The organism is Mesorhizobium sp. M0615, assembly GCF_040320805.1.
Taxonomy (GTDB): Bacteria; Pseudomonadota; Alphaproteobacteria; order Rhizobiales; family Rhizobiaceae; genus Mesorhizobium.
This window is the reverse complement of record NZ_JAMYQI010000003.1, coordinates 286,402-301,230: the sequence shown is the minus strand read 5'-3', so window position 1 is coordinate 301,230 and position 14,829 is coordinate 286,402. Positions and strand designations below refer to the sequence as shown.

Below are 14,829 nucleotides of genomic sequence, written 5' to 3'. Positions count from 1 at the left end.
ATCAGCCCTGCTCGAACCAGTCATCGATGAAGCGCTGGTAGATTTGGGTCAGCGTCTCGAGGTCGGCCAGTGCGACGCGCTCGTCGACCATGTGCATGGTCTTGCCGACGAGGCCGAACTCGACCACCGGGCAATAGTCCTTGATGAAACGCGCATCCGAGGTTCCGCCCGAGGTGGACAGCGCCGGCTCCTTGCCGACTGTCGCCTTGATCGACCCGCGCAGCGTCTCGATCAGCTTGTCGTCGCGCGTCAGGAAGACATGGCTCGGCCGGTCGCGCCAGATCAGCTCGTAGTCGACCGGCGTCTTGCCGGTCCGGTATTTCTTGCGCTTCGCCGCCTGGTCGAGGCGGTTATGGATCTCGGCCTGCACCGTCTCGGCAGTCCATCTGTCGTTGAAGCGGATGTTGAAGGTGGCTGTCGCCTTGGCCGGAATAACATTGGTCGCCGGGTTGCCGACATCGATCGAGGTCACTTCCAGATTGGTCGGCTGAAAATCCTTCGTGCCCTTGTCGAAGACGGGCGACAGCAAGGCGTCGACCAGGCTGATCAGGCCGCGCACCGGATTGTCGGCGAGCAATGGATAGGCGACATGGCCCTGGCGGCCGTTGACCGTGACACTGCCCGACATCGAGCCACGCCGGCCGATCTTGATCATGTCGCCGAGCGTGTCCGGATTGGTCGGCTCGCCAACGATCGCGGCGTCCCATCTCTCGCCCCTGGCCGCCGCCCAGTCGAGCAGTTTTGTCGTCCCGTTGATCGCCGGCCCCTCCTCGTCGCCGGTAATCAGCAGCGAGACCGAGCCTTTCGGACCACCCTTTTTCTCGACATGGCGCGCCACGGCGGCGATGAAACAGGCGATGCCGCCCTTCATGTCGACGGCGCCGCGGCCATACATCTCGCCCTTGGCGATCTCGGCGGCGAAGGGCGGATGCGTCCACGACGCCTCGTCGCCCGCCGGCACCACGTCGGTATGGCCGGCAAACATCAGATGCGGCCCATTGCCGGAGCGACGCGCGTAGAGGTTCTCGATGTCGGGGGTGCCGTCTTCGGAAAACACCGGGCGTTCGACGGAAAAGCCGAGCGGCTTCAGCATGCCTTCCAGGGCAGCCAGCGCGCCGCCCTCGGCGGGCGTTACGGAGGCGCAGCGTATGAGGGTCGCGAGGTTGGCGGCGGGATCGGTCGGCAGTTTCATGGGCAAAGCGATAGTCGAAAGCGAAAGGCCTGTCACGGCCAGAGATGATGACCGGTCCTGCCGCCGACATTATGGTTTTCATGTCGTGTAGTGCAGGCCAACACGAGATAATCGCATGGCCAACGCCGAAAAGACCATCGTCATTGCCGGCGCCGGCAGCATCGGCTGCTATGTCGGCGGCTGCCTGGCGCTGGCCGGACGCAAGGTGGTGTTTTTGGCGCGGCCAGGCATCGCGACGGTCTTGCTGGACGGCGGCCTGCGCATCACCGATCTCGATGGTCGCGACCGATCCATCCGGCCGGAGTCCGTCACCACTGATCCCGCCGCTGCCCTCGCCAGCGCCGACGTGGTGCTGGTGACGGTCAAGAACGGCGCTACCGAGGAGATGGCGTCGCTTGTTGCCGGACATGCGCGCAGCGATGTCGTGGTGGTCAGCCTGCAGAACGGCGTCGGCAATGCCGACCGGTTACGCGCCGGGCTCGGTGGCCGGACTGTGCTCGCCGGCATGGTGTCGTTCAATGTCGTCCAGTCGGCCATAGGCAATTTGCCGCTTCACCTGCATCGCGCCAGCGACGGCAAGGTGATGATCGAAGACGGTATGGCCGGGCTTGCCGGCCTTCTCGATGTCGAAGGGCTTGGCGTGGAAACGCGTGCCGATATGAAGGCCGTGCAGTGGGGCAAGCTGCTGATCAACCTCAACAACGCGCTTGTCGCCTTGTCCGGCCTGCCGCTGGCGAGCGAACTTGCCGACCGCCGCTGGCGGCGGATCCTGGCCGGTCAGATCGACGAGGCCCTGGCGGCGATGAAGGCGTTACATATCGCGCCGGCACGAATCGGCGGCTTGCATCCCGTCCTGCTGCCGAAACTGCTCCGGCTGCCGGACTGGCTGTTCCGGCTGGTCGCCCGCCGCATGCTCGCCATCGACCCGCAGGCGCGTTCGTCGATGTGGGACGACCTCCAGCGTGGTCGGCCGACCGAGATCGGTGACCTGCAGGGGGCCGTCCTGAGCCTCGCCGAAAAGGCCGGCACGCCGGCGCCTCTGCTGAAGCGGGTCACCGCGCTGGTGCGGCAGGCCGAGCGGGAAAAGCGCGGCTCACCCGGGCTGACGCCGGAAGCCGTCACTGGATAGTCTACTTGCCGCGAGCCTCGGGCCTTGGCCCGCATAGCCCGAAAACAGGCGCGTGGGCCCGCCGCGTCACAGCTTTGGTGCGCGCCTCGGAGCCGGCGCTTTGCTCGCCGGGCCTGGCGCCGGCAGGGGCTGCGCCGCCGGGTGGTTCTCGATCAGCGTGATCTTCTGCCAGATCTTGCGCGACAGGTTGGACGCCAGGTTCTCGACGTCGTTGACGCCGTCGATGACCACATCGTCATTGACCGACTGCGCAAACAGCGCCGCGATCTTGCCGGTGATCGACAGCATCTCCGAGCAATAGTCGAGGTAGCGCGCCAGGTCGGCGGCATTGGTGATGCGCGCCGGCGAATGCGCGGTCGGCCTGAAATTGGCGGACAATGCTGCCGGATCCTTGGTCAGCTGGTGCATGTCGATGACATGGATCAGCGATCTCAACCCATGCAGCTGGCGAAACACCCGCTTGCGCTTGATGCGCTCCTCGGTGCGGATTAGCGCCAGCAGGCCAAGCACGGCAAGGATCATCATGTTGATCGTGGCTTCGATGCCTTGCACCGACTGCACCGCATCGTCGGCCTGCGAGATATGGATGAGCGGCAGGATGGTGCCGACGAACAGGAAGATCAGCGCGCCGGCGGCAACAGCGGCGACGATGGCGCCGCGGAGCCACCAGATCGGCGCTTCGAGCGCCTGCGCCGCCCTGGCCAGGTCGCGCGACAGCGACACCAGTTCGGCGGCGACGCCGCGCAGGCCGGCATCGGGAAAACGCTCGGCGACGCGCTCTTCCAGCCGCTCGGCGGTGTCGATGATCAGTTTCGGATCAAGCGTGCGGTAGCGCATGGCGAGATATCCGGTCGGCGCTCATGGTTCAGCCGGCGCGTTGCTGCGTTTGCCGTAGCGGTTCGGACCGGGGTCACCGCGGAAACACGCTAGAACGATGAGAAGAATGGGGCCGATGATAAGAGAGATCAACGCGTAATAAGTCGGCTTGCCGAAATCATGAAACCGCTTTGCGGTTACCGCAAAGCTCGACCATGTCGAGATCAGCAAAACGACCCAGAACACAAGTGCCCAGTTCTGGCTGGTTGCGGTGCCGGGTTCCAGTCTCGACAACTGGTAGAGCGGGAAAAACTGTGCAAGCACCAGCAGCAGCCCGGCGAGCACGTAGGCACTTGGGCTGACGCGCCCTGAGAGGCTGAAGAAAAGCCAGGGAAGTGGTGGTGTGTTGGGCAATCTGGAGCGCTCTGGTTGCTCGGACAGGATCAATCACGCAGCAGTTCGTTGATCGAGGTTTTCGACCGGGTCTTGGCATCGACGCGCTTGACGATGACGGCGCAGTAGAGGCCAGGGCCCGGCTCGTTGTTCGGAAAGGCCTTGCCCGGCATCGAGCCGGCGACGACGACCGAATTCGGCGGCACCTCGCCATAAAACACTTCGCCGGTGGCGCGGTCGACGATCTTGGTCGACTGGCCGATGAACACACCCATTCCGAGCACCGAGCCTTCGCGCACGATGCAGCCCTCGACCACTTCGGAGCGCGCGCCGATGAAGCAATTGTCCTCGATGATGGTTGGGCCGGCCTGCATCGGCTCCAGCACCCCGCCGATGCCTACGCCGCCCGAGAGGTGCACATTCTTGCCGATCTGGGCGCAGGAGCCGACCGAGGCCCAGGTGTCGACCATGGTGCCGCTATCGACATAGGCGCCGACATTGACGAAGGACGGCATCAGCACCGCGCCCGGCGCGACATAAGCCGAGCGGCGCACGATCGAAGACGGCACGGCGCGGAAGCCTGCCTTCTCGAAATCGACCGCGCTCCAGCCGTCGAACTTCGACGCCACCTTGTCCCACCAGACCGCCTGGCCGGGGCCGCCCTTGATGATCTCCATCGGATAGAGCCGGAACGAGAGCAGCACCGCCTTCTTCAGCCATTGGTTGACATGCCATTTGCCATCGGGCTGGCGCTCGGCAACGCGCACGGTGCCACGGTCGAGCAGGTCGAGTGAGGACTGGATGGCGTCGCGCGTTTCGCCCCGGGTCGCGGTCGAAATCGTGTCGCGCTCCTCGAAGGCCTTCTCGATCGTCTTTTCGAGGCTGGCCAGATCAGGCTTCGACATGAATCGCTCCGTTACCACGCTGTTAAGGCCGTCGGCCTTAACCTTGTTTTGAAAGTCGCGCGGACCCTATGTTAAGGCGTATTGGGGGTCAATCGCGCGTGCGCCATGGGACGGCGCAAGTGAACTGTTGGGACGGGTAGAAAGCATATGACTCCTATGGAAAAGGCGGGATGGACGCCGCTGCCGCATTCGGACGAGGATCTGGAGCGCTCGAAAAGCGTTCCCGACACGCCGCAGACGCGCGCCGAAACCTACCGGCTGGCCTGGAACGATCCCGACTTCATGACGCGCCGGGAATTGCGCGCTGTGCGCTTGCAGCTTGAGCTCTTGAAGCCCGAAATGATCCTGGCCGAGCGCGGCATCCGCTCGACGGTCATCCTGTTCGGCGGCGCGCGTATTCCCGAGCCCGGCGGCGAGGCCTGGGCCGCCAAGAACGAGACGCAGAAGAAAAACCTCGAGGAAAACAGCAAATACTACGAGGAGGCGCGCAAATTCGCCCGCCTCTGCTCACAGCAATCGGCCACGTCCTACTACCGCGAATTCGTCGTCGTCACCGGTGGCGGCCCAGGCGTGATGGAGGCGGGAAATCGCGGCGCCGACGATGTCGGCGCGCCGTCGATCGGCCTCAACATCGTCCTGCCACACGAGCAGGCGCCGAACGCCTATGTGACCCCGGAGCTGTGCTTCAACTTCCACTATTTCGCCATCCGCAAGATGCATTTCGTCATGCGCGCCAAGGCCGTCGCGGTGTTTCCGGGCGGCTTCGGTACCATGGACGAATTCTTCGAGACGCTGACGCTGATCCAGACCGGCCGCATGGAGCGCGTGCCGGTGATCCTGTTCGGCAAGGCGTTCTGGCAGCGCGCGATCGACCTCGATTTCCTGGCCGAACAAGGCACCATCACGCCCGGCGACCAGGATATCATCGACTTTGTCGACACCGCCGACGAGGCCTGGGGGATCATCAGCCGCTTCTACAAGTTGGGGGAGTAGGGGAACCGGGAATTGAAGAACTGAAGAATTGAGGAAAAGGAGGTCCGGATCGGTCTCCTTTCACCAGTTCTTCAATTCTTCAGCTCCTCAATTCCTCTACCCCCTCCACTATCCCCGTCAGAAACGTCGCGAGATCGTCGGTGACGAAATCGACGTCGTCCTCATTGGCCGGATCGCGTTCCCAGATCTCGGCAAAGGTCGGCTCGAAATTGCGCGGCACCACCAGCACCGTGGTCATGCCCAGTGATTTCGGCACCTCGAGGTTGCGGGCGAGATCCTCGAACATCACCGCATTGTGTCCGGTGACGGCGTGCAGTTCGGCAAACTTCTCATAGGTCTGCCGCGACGGCTTCGGCGTCAGCCCGGCGGCGACGATATCGAAAATGTCGTCGAAATGGTCGAGTATGCCGAGCTGGCGCGCGGTGCGCTCGGCGTGCCTGCGGTCGCCATTGGTGAAGATGAACTTGCGGCCGGGCAGCTGGCGGATAGCGGTGCCCAGCACCGGATCCGGCACCAGCCACGAATAGTCGATATCATGCACCTTTTCGAGAAAGTCGTCGGGGTCGATGCCGTGACGCGTCATCAGCCCGTTCAGCGTCGTGCCATATTCCTGATAGAGTTCCTTCTGCAGCTTGCGCGCTTCCTCGCGCGGCAGCGTGAGCAGTTCTCCGACATAGGCCGTCATCTTGACGTCGATCTGCGAAAACAGATTCGAATGGTGCGGATAAAGCGTGTTGTCGAGGTCGAACACCCAGTCGGTGACATGGGCGAAGCGGGCGGGATCGGGCAGCGTGGTCATGGCGTCCTTATGGCATGAAATATCTGCCGTTCGAACCCCTTTCTGATGTAGAGCTTATCCACAACCTATGTGCATCTAGAGTTGTAAAAATGGGCTCACCATTCAAATTTTAGCCATCACGGAAAGGTGGCCTTCAGGGCTTGCTGGCACAGAGACGGTTCAGTGGGAGCCAGCGATGAGTCGCATAGTCTTAAAGTCCGCCGCGGTCGCATTCGGCTCGGTAGCCATCTCGCTTTTGCTGACGCTGATCATCGTTCCCGCCATGGGTTTTCCGGTCGACCGCACTGTCTGGCTGACATCGACGGTGTGCCCGCTGGCGCTCGCCTGGATCGCCTGCGCCAGCACCTTCTGGCAGAGCGACCGACTGAAAAACGCGCATCGCGATCTCGCCCGCGCGCATGCCCAGCTCGCCGCCGCGCATCGGCGCCTGTCGGCGAAGGCGAGCCGCGACGACATGACCGGCATGCTCAACCGCGAGAGCTTCTTTGCCGCGTTGGACGGCTCGCGGCGCAAATCCGATCGCGGCGCGCTGCTGATCATCGACGCCGACCATTTCAAGGCGATCAACGACAGTTTCGGCCATCTGACCGGCGATGACGCACTGGTGTTGATCGCCAGCGCCATCGAGCGCGGCGTCCGCAGCGGCGACGTGCTCGGCCGCATTGGCGGTGAGGAGTTCGGCGCCTTCCTGGTCGGCGCTACGGAAGCCGAAGCCCGGCGCGTGGCCGAGCGCATCCGCCGTGAAGTCGAGCTGGTCCGCTTTCGTCCGGTCGACGAGCGCACGGTGCCGCTGACCGTCTCGATCGGCGGCATCACCTGTGCGCAAGATGCCGATGTCTCGGACCTGATGCGCGCCGCCGACCGCCGGCTCTACGAGGCCAAGCACCGCGGCCGCAATTTGTCGATCCTCGACCGGGACATTTCCGAAGCTGCCTAGGTGTTGGTGGTGGGGCTGTTAACGGTTCGCCAACATTGTTTCCACGCAACTGCGCCGTTTACCGGGTTGTAACTCGTTTACAGGCAAGGCTTGGCACGGGAATGGCATGTCTGGCCGGTACCTGTGCCGTTCAGGGAACGCCATGCGTGGATCGAAGCCCCCATCCAGAGACGTGTCATGAGTTTCTTCATCAGGAAAATATCGCGCCGCACCATCGTGCAGGCGCTGATTGCGATGCCGGCGCTACAGCTTTTTCGCAAGCAGCCTGACAGCGACCGCCCCCCGGCCGATCCCGACGTGATCGTCGTGGTCAATGGCTGGATCCTGAAGCGGAGCGACCTGGCATGATCTTCGACAGCTATGAGGCGTTTCGAGCCTCGGATTTCAAGCCCAAGGTCTGCATTCTCGGCTCCGGGCCGGCCGGCACCACCATTGCCAGAAAGCTCGGCGCCGCCGGCATTCCGGTCGTGGTGCTGGAGGCCGGCGCACGCGAATTCAGCGACGAGTCGCAGGATTTCTACCGCGGCTCCACGGTCGGCGATCAATATTTCGATCTCGACACCACCCGGCTGCGCTTCATGGGCGGGTCGTCGAACCACTGGGCCGGCTGGTGCCGCGTGCTCGACAAGCAGGACTTTGAGCCCAAGGCATGGGCGCCGGACACCGGCTGGCCAATCGCCCGGACCGACATCGAGCCCTATCTGTCCGAGCTGCACGACATACTCGAGCTTCCCGACTTCAAGCCCGATGTGCCGATTTCAGACGACATACGCTGGGTGCAGCTGATCAAGAGCCCGGCCGTGCGCTTTGGCGAGAAATTCTCCGACGAGCTCGACAAGAGCAAGAACATAGCGCTCGTGCTCAACACCTATGCCACCGAACTTGCCGGGGACGGCAAACGAGTGACCGGCGCCAGGCTGTGGTCGAACGGCAAGGATGCCGGCGCCTTCAGCGCCGATTATTTCATCGTCTGCGCCGGCGGGCTGGAGAATTCGCGGCTGCTTCTATGGTCGAACCAGCGCTCGAATGGCGGCGTGGTACCGAACGCCACGGCACTTGGCCGCTACTGGATGGAGCACCCGACCTTCGAGGGCGGCAATGCCATCCTGGCCGATTACAGCGAGTTCGAGGTCGATGCCGTCAACGAGGCGTTCTTCTCGCCGACGCTCGCCGCCATGGAGCGGCTGCAGATCATGAATTTCGGCATACGCCTGATCGAGACGCCCTATGCCGGCGTCAAGAGCCTGATTGCCGACCTTGCCTGCACCGCGCCCGAGGCCGCCGAATGGGTCGCCTACCAGCTCAGCCAGAACCTGCGCTGCGCCGCCCAGCTCTACGTCGCCTGGGAACAGGCGCCGCTGGCCTCGAACCATATCGAATTGTCGAAGACCGATGTCGACCGTGCCGGCGTGCCGCGCATCGAGCTGCACTGGAAGAAGTCGCCGTTGGAGCGCCGCACCATCCTCGAGGGGCTCAAGTTGTTCGGAACGACGCTGATCGAGAAGGACCTCGGCCGCGTCCGCATCATGGACTGGCTGACCAATGGCGAGGACTACCCGACGGATGAGGAACTGGCCGGCCACCACCACATGGGCGGCACGCGCATGGGCACCGATGTCGTCAAGAGCGTGGTCGACGCCAACTGCAAGGTGCACGGCATGGATAATCTCTATGTCGGTGGTTCCTCGGTATTCTGCACCTCTGGCGAATGCAATCCAACGACGACGATCACAGCGCTTGCCTGCCGGCTAGGCGACCATCTGACCAAAGTAATCACGGTGTGACGAAGTCATCCACGGTGTGACGAAGTCATTACCGTCTGATTGTCAAAAAAGCGAACGGCGCGACAGGATTGCTGCCGGCGCTACCCATGCCTTGGTGTCGAAACCCTCGGAAATCAGCGCCAACGAGATCTCCCTCCCCCTTGTGGGGAGGATTAAGGGTGGGGATAGGTGCCGCGCAAACCCTTCAGGATTTGCTAAACCGTCGCTGGATCCAGGGTCGGCTGCCCCTTGCGACGGGCAACAATCGCCTTGAAATCGGCGGTCCGGAACGCATCGCGCAGCACGTCGAAGGACGGCAGCACGAAATAAGCGCGCTGGAACTTGTCGATCTCGTAACCGGTGCGCATTACCGTTTCGAGGTCGAAGGGCACGCGGTGCGCGTCCGGGCTCGCGACGGCGAACTGCAATTCGGTGAACGACGACATCAGCCCGGCGCCGAAAGCTTTCAGCTTCTGGCCCTCCTCCTGTATCAGCCCGTATTCGGCGGTGTACCAGTAGAGCCGGGTGATCATCTCGTCACCGCCCAGCGCAATCACGTTCTCGGCCTTTTCGCCATACATCTGCATGAAGTCGGCAAACACCGGCTGTGTCAGGATGGGCACATGGCCGAAGAAGTCGTGGAACATGTCGGGTTCGACGATGTAGTCGAGCTCGTCCTTGGTGCGCAGCCAGTTGGTCACCGGAAAGCGCCGGTTGGCGAGATGGTCGAAGAAGGGCGCGGCCGGGATGAGCCCAGGCACGGCGACGATTTCCCAGCCGGTCAGCTTGCGCAGCTTGTCTGAGACCGCGCCGAAATCCGGGATCTTGTCGAGCAGGCCGAGTGCGGCGATCCCATCGAGATAGGAATGGTGCGCCAGCTTCTGCGTCAGCTTGGTCTGCCGGTCGCACAACGTGCGCCACACCGCCTGTTCGTCGGCGCTGTAGTTGTAGCCCTGCGCCACGGTGAAGTCGGAACGGCACACTGAATAGTCGCCACGCAGGCCTTGCGCCGCGCAATCGCGGGCATATTCGGCAACACTCATCGTCGTCATGGTTCTTCTCCCCTGATCGTGACACTTGAATCTGTCCGCAGAGTCTAGCGGCGGCCGGCGAGGCAATTCAGCTTTGATGATGGCTTGGGTCCATGATTTGAGGTAAAAATCACCAAGCAGAAGCTGAAAGAGAGTGAAAATGCCTCAGTTCGACGATTTCGAGATCAAGATGCTGGATGTTCTTCAGCGCGATGGACGCAAGCCCGTGTCCGAACTGGCGCAGGAGATCGGCCTGTCGACGACGCCTTGCGCCCGCCGCTTCGAGGCGCTGCAGGAGGCCGGCATCATCAAGGGCTTTGCCGCCGTGCTCAACCGCCGCGCCGTCGGCCTGATGGTCGAGGTGTTCATCCAGGTGCGCCTCACCAGCCACAGCGACGGTTCGCCCGAAACCTTCATCGCCGCCGTGCAACGCATGGACGAAGTGTCGTCATGCTGGACGATGACCGGCGACCACGATTTCCTGCTGCACGTCATGGTGCCGTCGGTCGACGAACTCAACGCCTTCGTCATGCACCGCCTGATGCGCCTTGCCGGCGTGCGCGACGTTCACACCCAGCTGGTGCTGCAGAACATCAAGGGCCCGGGCCACGTGCCGCTCGCCCACCTCAGGCGGTAGGACACGCATCGCCATTTCTGCGGAAAAGCTGCACGCAAACTGCTGAACGGAGCCCAAATGCGAAACTGAAACGCCGGCTACGCCATGCGGACCGTCGCTCAAAGGTCCGTCATGAACATCGTGCTGATCAATCCGCCGCACACCGCCATCGGCAGCCGCGTGCCCGATGACCATCTGCCACCGCTCGGCCTGCTGGCACTGGGCGGCCCGCTTATCGACGCCGGCCATAAGTCCGGCGGGTCGATGCCGAATTCGGGCCGATGCCGTTGGAAACGCTGGTGCGCGATGCGCTCAGCGGCCAGCCCGATTGCATCCTGATCGGCCACTCCGGCTCGACCTCGGCGCATCCCACCGCGCTCGCGATCGCCCGCATGGTCAAGGCGCTCGAGCCGGCGACGCTGGTGATCTATGGCGGCGTGTTCCCGACCTATCACTGGCGCGACGATGCGCTGGTACACGCAAATGGGCCGCCGCGTGGTTCCACGAGGTCTGGGGTTTTCTGGCCCGCGACCGCCGCCTCAAGGATGGTCCGACGCTGGCTGAGTTCTGGGGCGCTCCGCAGGATCCCGATGAGGAATCCATGGTCGTCATGCGCCCGTCGCGCAAGCCGGCCGAAGCGGCTGTCGCGATCTCTGCCGGCGCCTGACAGGCTCGCTGCCATTCATAGATACGTACCGTATGCGTATTGACATACGCAGCGTATGTACCCACCTCATGCATACGGGACGTATGTGAGTGCCCCGGACAATGGAGTGAAAATGACCAAACGTGACGCGATCTTTCCTGCCGGCCGGCAGGCTCTCTACGAGATCAATCGCTATTCTGCTGCAATCCGATCGGGCGATCTTTTGTTCGTCTCGGGCCAGGTCGGCAGCCGCGAGGACGGGTCGCCCGAACCTGCATTCGAAAAGCAGGTCCAGCTTGCCTTCGATAATCTCGCGGCAGTACTGAAAGCAGCGGGCTCCACGTTCGACGATATAGTCGACGTGACCACCTTCCACACCGATCCGGCAGCGCAATGGCCCGTGATCGATGCCGTTCGGCTGAAGGTGTTCGGTGAACCGCCCTACACCAATTGGACGGCGGTCGGCGTCAACTGGTTAGCCGGCTTCGACTTCGAGATAAAGGCCATCGCGCGCCTGCCCCAGCCTGCCTAACGGCTGGCCAGCCGATCGACTGGCCGCCAAGCAAGTTGCACCTCAGGGCACGATCAGCGTGCCGGCGCCGTGTTCGGTGAACAGTTCCAGAAGCACCGCATGCGGCGTCTTGCCGTTGAGGATGACGACGCCTTCGACGCCGCGCTCGATCGCCTCGATGCAGGTCTCGACCTTGGGGATCATGCCGCCCGATACCGTGCCGTCCTTGATCAGCGCCCTGGCCTCGGCCACCGTCAGCTCGTCGATCAGCTTCTTGTTCTTGTCGAGCACGCCGGGCACGTCGGTCAGGAACAAAAGGCGCGTCGCCTGGCAGGCGCCTGCAATGGCGCCGGCGAAAGTGTCGGCATTGATGTTGTACGTGTGGCCGTCGCGGCCCGGCGCCACCGGCGCCAGCACCGGGATCATTTCCGAGCGTGCCAGCAGATCGAGCAGGGTGCGGTCTACCTCGACCGGCTCGCCGACGAAACCGAGATCGAGCACACGCTCGATGTTGGAGTCCGGGTCGATCATGGTCTTGCGCGCCTTTTCGGCGAACACCATGTTGCCGTCCTTGCCGCACAGGCCGATCGCCCATTCGCCCTCGGCGTTGATCAGCGCGACGATCTCCTTGTTGATCGAACCGGCCAGCACCATCTCGACGATCTCGACCGTCTTCTGGTCGGTAACGCGCAGCCCGCCTTCGAACTTGGATTCGATGCCCATCTTGGCCAGCATGGCGCCGATCTGCGGCCCGCCGCCATGGACGACGATCGGGTTGACGCCGGACTGCTTCAGCAGCGCGATGTCACGGGCGAAAGCCTTGCCGAGCTCGATATCGCCCATGGCATGACCGCCATATTTCACCACCACCGTCTTGTGCTCGTAGCGCTGCATATAGGGCAGGGCCCGCGAGAGCAGGGCGGCCTGCATTTCGGCGGTGGCGGTGATCTCCGTCATCGGCATGGTTCCCTGGATGTGGGTAAGGACGGCGGCGTCTTAGCGGGAATTGGCCCAGGCCGCAAACAGCTTTGCTATCACGATGATGAAATCTGCCGGATCAGGCCGGCACCTTGAGCGGCGCCCGCCGCGTCAGCCAGCCGGAAACCTTCTCCATCTGCGCGGCAAGCGACAAAAGCGTCCTGCTCGTCGCCGGGGCGGCCGACGGCCTGGATGCCGAGCGGCAGGCCAGCATCGGTGACATGGACCGGCAGCGCGATCGACGGCTGGCCGCTGACATTCTGGATCGCCGGCCAGTGGTGAACCACAGGCTCTTGTCCATCAATTGCCCAAACAGGGATCTGATCTCCAAGAGACGGGTCAAATGCAATTTGTCGAGCAGGTTTTCGATGAGCTCGTCGGCCCCCTTCGGGTCCATGGCGCCTCAGGCAAGCGGCGGATGCGCAATGATCGGGTTGCCTCGGCGCGCGCGATCGCAGCATCGACAAGGTCTGGCGGCGAGATCTCGCCTCTGTGCACAGCCTGCCAAGTCGGTTGCATCGTTCTCCCACAGCATCTGTTCGGCCGACATTGCTGTTCCCCTTTCTGCGGGAGGCTAACGACAGCCGATTTCCTTGGCACCGACCGGCGATTACTGGCGATCGGGCGCGGACATCGTTTGCGTGGACAACAAGATTTCTGCCTTTGCAAATAAATTGTGATCGCTTAGCTTGTCCGTATGACGCCGCAGGATATCTCCACCCTGATTGTCCGGACCTCGATGAAGGATCGGACTGCGTTCGATCTGCTTTACCGGCAAACCAGTGCGAAACTTTTCGGCGTGTGCCTTCGTGTATTGAAGGATCGCGGAGATGCGGAAGAAGCGCTGCAAGAGGTCTTCGTCAAAGTGTGGACGAAGGCGGACCGTTTCGCTGTTTCCGATCTAAGCCCAATCTCCTGGCTGGTGGCCATAGCACGCAATCATGCGATTGATCGCATCCGGTCGCGACGCAAGCCCGCTGCCGATATCGATGCCGCGCTCGACGTGGCTGACCCCGGTCCGGGGCCAGAGGCTATGGTTGTTGCGGGCGGTGAATCCGAGCGCATCTATCAGTGCCTTGAAGAGTTGGAACAAGACCGGGCGCAAGCCGTTCGGGGTGCTTATTTGAACGGCGAAAGTTACGCCGAGCTCGCGGAACGTCACAAGGTTCCGCTCAACACGATGCGGACATGGCTGCGCCGCAGCCTGTTGAAACTTAGAGAATGTCTGGAAAGATGACCCTGGCAGAAGAAAATGGACCGGAACGTGGACGCGACGACCTGCTCGCAGCCGAATACGTTCTCGGCGTGCTGCCGGCGGATGAGCGCCAGATAGCCTCCGGACGCATCGACGCGGAGACCGGCTTTGCCAGTCTCGTCGATTCCTGGGAAGTGAACCTCTCGCCGATCGCTGCCGCTTATGCTGAGGTAGAGCCGCCGGCCACGATCAAGCCGGCTATCGATCGCCGGCTGTTCTCCTCCACCGCGGCGTCGGGGACGGCCCCGAGCGGCAGCCTGTGGTCCAGCCTTAGCTTCTGGCGCGGCCTCACCGCAGCGGCTCTCGCGGCCCTGGTGCTCTATGTCGCCGTGCCTTACGTCAGGTCGCCAGTCGTCGTGCCGCAGGAGCGCCTCGTCGCCTCGCTGGCCGCCGAAGGCAGCGATGTCAAATACCTCGTCGTCTACGACGCATCCCGCCGCGATGTCGGCCTGTCGCTGGTTTCGGGCGAACGCGCCCCCGGCAAGGACTTCGAACTGTGGATGATCGAAGGCAAGAATGCGCCGGTCTCGATGGGTGTCATTCCCGCCGGCCAGGTCACGCACATTCCGGTTACCCCGGCAGTGCAGCAGAAGCTGGCGCAAGGCGCCGTGCTTGCCGTCAGCGTCGAGCCGACGGGCGGTTCGACGACCGGACAGCCGACCGGACCGGTCGTTGCCGCGGGCGACCTGAAGGGCATCTGATAGATCGTAAGATCATGACGTGACAATGAAGGCAGCGGAAGTACATCTTCCGCTGTTTTCGTTTTGGATACGCTGCTGGAGATTACGGATTCGATCTCCGGAGATAATTCGGCGACAAAATAAAGGATAAATTTTTCCCGGCGCGCGGAAACTCAGGCAGTTCT

General features: G+C 62.9%; 17 protein-coding genes and 1 pseudogene. 10 read left to right on the top strand and 8 right to left on the bottom strand.

Annotation, left to right across the window (positions count from 1 at the left end):
• Window position 1 precedes the first annotated feature (1 nt).
• The gene (dapE, locus tag NKI46_RS06630; RefSeq protein ID WP_352745397.1) at window positions 2–1,192 is read right to left on the bottom strand and encodes a succinyl-diaminopimelate desuccinylase; all 1,191 of its coding nucleotides are present in this window, start codon (window positions 1,190–1,192) and stop codon (window positions 2–4) included.
• Window positions 1,193–1,307: 115 nt separating this feature from the next.
• Between dapE and NKI46_RS06625 the strand changes: the two genes are divergently transcribed.
• Window positions 1,308–2,321 carry a 2-dehydropantoate 2-reductase gene (locus NKI46_RS06625; RefSeq protein ID WP_352745394.1) on the top strand — a complete coding sequence of 338 codons (1,014 nt, stop codon included), beginning with the start codon at window positions 1,308–1,310 and terminating at the stop codon, window positions 2,319–2,321.
• Between the two features lie 66 nt (window positions 2,322–2,387).
• Here NKI46_RS06625 and NKI46_RS06620 read toward each other — a convergent pair whose 3' ends face one another.
• From NKI46_RS06620 to dapD, 3 genes are read right to left on the bottom strand one after another with little or no spacing between them, the layout of a single operon-like run.
• On the bottom strand, window positions 2,388–3,158 hold the full coding sequence (locus NKI46_RS06620; protein WP_352510673.1) for a hypothetical protein: 771 nt from the start codon (window positions 3,156–3,158) through the stop codon (window positions 2,388–2,390).
• Window positions 3,159–3,179: 21 nt separating this feature from the next.
• Window positions 3,180–3,584: a DUF805 domain-containing protein gene (locus tag NKI46_RS06615; protein ID WP_081725464.1), complete on the bottom strand. Its 405-nt coding sequence runs from the start codon at window positions 3,582–3,584 to the stop codon at window positions 3,180–3,182.
• Window positions 3,581–4,435: a 2,3,4,5-tetrahydropyridine-2,6-dicarboxylate N-succinyltransferase gene (gene dapD, locus NKI46_RS06610; RefSeq protein ID WP_023696035.1), complete on the bottom strand. Its 855-nt coding sequence runs from the start codon at window positions 4,433–4,435 to the stop codon at window positions 3,581–3,583. The genes NKI46_RS06615 and dapD overlap by 4 nt, the downstream gene beginning before the upstream one ends.
• 147 nt (window positions 4,436–4,582) lie before the next feature.
• Between dapD and NKI46_RS06605 the strand changes: the two genes are divergently transcribed.
• Window positions 4,583–5,428, top strand: a complete 846-nt coding sequence (locus NKI46_RS06605) for an LOG family protein (RefSeq protein ID WP_023681343.1) — start codon at window positions 4,583–4,585, stop codon at window positions 5,426–5,428.
• A 79-nt stretch (window positions 5,429–5,507) separates the two neighbouring features.
• On the opposite strand, the gene NKI46_RS06600 is transcribed toward NKI46_RS06605, so the two are convergent.
• Window positions 5,508–6,227 (bottom strand): pyrimidine 5'-nucleotidase, encoded by a 720-nt coding sequence (locus NKI46_RS06600; RefSeq protein ID WP_023681344.1) that lies wholly within the window; start codon window positions 6,225–6,227, stop codon window positions 5,508–5,510.
• Between the two features lie 175 nt (window positions 6,228–6,402).
• Here NKI46_RS06600 and NKI46_RS06595 point away from each other — a divergent pair, with 175 nt between their 5' ends.
• The 3 genes from NKI46_RS06595 to NKI46_RS06585 all read left to right on the top strand — a co-directional run bounded on the left by NKI46_RS06595 (window position 6,403) and on the right by NKI46_RS06585 (window position 8,948).
• Window positions 6,403–7,164 carry a GGDEF domain-containing protein gene (locus tag NKI46_RS06595; RefSeq protein ID WP_023681345.1) on the top strand — a complete coding sequence of 254 codons (762 nt, stop codon included), beginning with the start codon at window positions 6,403–6,405 and terminating at the stop codon, window positions 7,162–7,164.
• A 177-nt stretch (window positions 7,165–7,341) separates the two neighbouring features.
• Complete coding sequence (locus NKI46_RS06590; RefSeq protein ID WP_023805802.1) at window positions 7,342–7,512, top strand: hypothetical protein; 171 nt, start codon at window positions 7,342–7,344, stop codon at window positions 7,510–7,512.
• Window positions 7,509–8,948 carry a GMC oxidoreductase gene (locus NKI46_RS06585; protein WP_352745390.1) on the top strand — a complete coding sequence of 480 codons (1,440 nt, stop codon included), beginning with the start codon at window positions 7,509–7,511 and terminating at the stop codon, window positions 8,946–8,948. The genes NKI46_RS06590 and NKI46_RS06585 overlap by 4 nt, the downstream gene beginning before the upstream one ends.
• 194 nt (window positions 8,949–9,142) lie before the next feature.
• Here the strand turns inward: NKI46_RS06585 and phhA are convergent, their stop codons facing one another.
• Complete coding sequence (phhA, locus tag NKI46_RS06580) at window positions 9,143–9,979, bottom strand: phenylalanine 4-monooxygenase (RefSeq protein WP_352459996.1); 837 nt, start codon at window positions 9,977–9,979, stop codon at window positions 9,143–9,145.
• Between the two features lie 139 nt (window positions 9,980–10,118).
• Here phhA and NKI46_RS06575 point away from each other — a divergent pair, with 139 nt between their 5' ends.
• The 3 genes and pseudogenes from NKI46_RS06575 to NKI46_RS06565 all read left to right on the top strand — a co-directional run bounded on the left by NKI46_RS06575 (window position 10,119) and on the right by NKI46_RS06565 (window position 11,752).
• On the top strand, window positions 10,119–10,595 hold the full coding sequence (locus NKI46_RS06575; protein WP_023687465.1) for an Lrp/AsnC family transcriptional regulator: 477 nt from the start codon (window positions 10,119–10,121) through the stop codon (window positions 10,593–10,595).
• A gap of 111 nt (window positions 10,596–10,706) precedes the next feature.
• A pseudogene (locus NKI46_RS06570) lies at window positions 10,707–11,038 on the top strand (cobalamin-dependent protein); the annotation flags it as partial.
• A gap of 315 nt (window positions 11,039–11,353) precedes the next feature.
• Window positions 11,354–11,752: a RidA family protein gene (locus NKI46_RS06565; protein WP_352745387.1), complete on the top strand. Its 399-nt coding sequence runs from the start codon at window positions 11,354–11,356 to the stop codon at window positions 11,750–11,752.
• A gap of 42 nt (window positions 11,753–11,794) precedes the next feature.
• On the opposite strand, the gene argB is transcribed toward NKI46_RS06565, so the two are convergent.
• Both argB and NKI46_RS06555 read right to left on the bottom strand, forming a co-directional pair.
• Window positions 11,795–12,688 carry an acetylglutamate kinase gene (gene argB / locus NKI46_RS06560; RefSeq protein ID WP_031209616.1) on the bottom strand — a complete coding sequence of 298 codons (894 nt, stop codon included), beginning with the start codon at window positions 12,686–12,688 and terminating at the stop codon, window positions 11,795–11,797.
• Window positions 12,689–12,765: 77 nt separating this feature from the next.
• On the bottom strand, window positions 12,766–12,996 hold the full coding sequence (locus NKI46_RS06555; protein WP_352459994.1) for an amidase family protein: 231 nt from the start codon (window positions 12,994–12,996) through the stop codon (window positions 12,766–12,768).
• A 410-nt stretch (window positions 12,997–13,406) separates the two neighbouring features.
• Between NKI46_RS06555 and NKI46_RS06550 the strand changes: the two genes are divergently transcribed.
• The gene (locus tag NKI46_RS06550; protein ID WP_023673234.1) at window positions 13,407–13,946 is read left to right on the top strand and encodes a sigma-70 family RNA polymerase sigma factor; all 540 of its coding nucleotides are present in this window, start codon (window positions 13,407–13,409) and stop codon (window positions 13,944–13,946) included.
• The gene (locus NKI46_RS06545) at window positions 13,943–14,665 is read left to right on the top strand and encodes an anti-sigma factor (RefSeq protein ID WP_352745383.1); all 723 of its coding nucleotides are present in this window, start codon (window positions 13,943–13,945) and stop codon (window positions 14,663–14,665) included. The genes NKI46_RS06550 and NKI46_RS06545 overlap by 4 nt, the downstream gene beginning before the upstream one ends.
• Window positions 14,666–14,829: the final 164 nt, after the last annotated feature.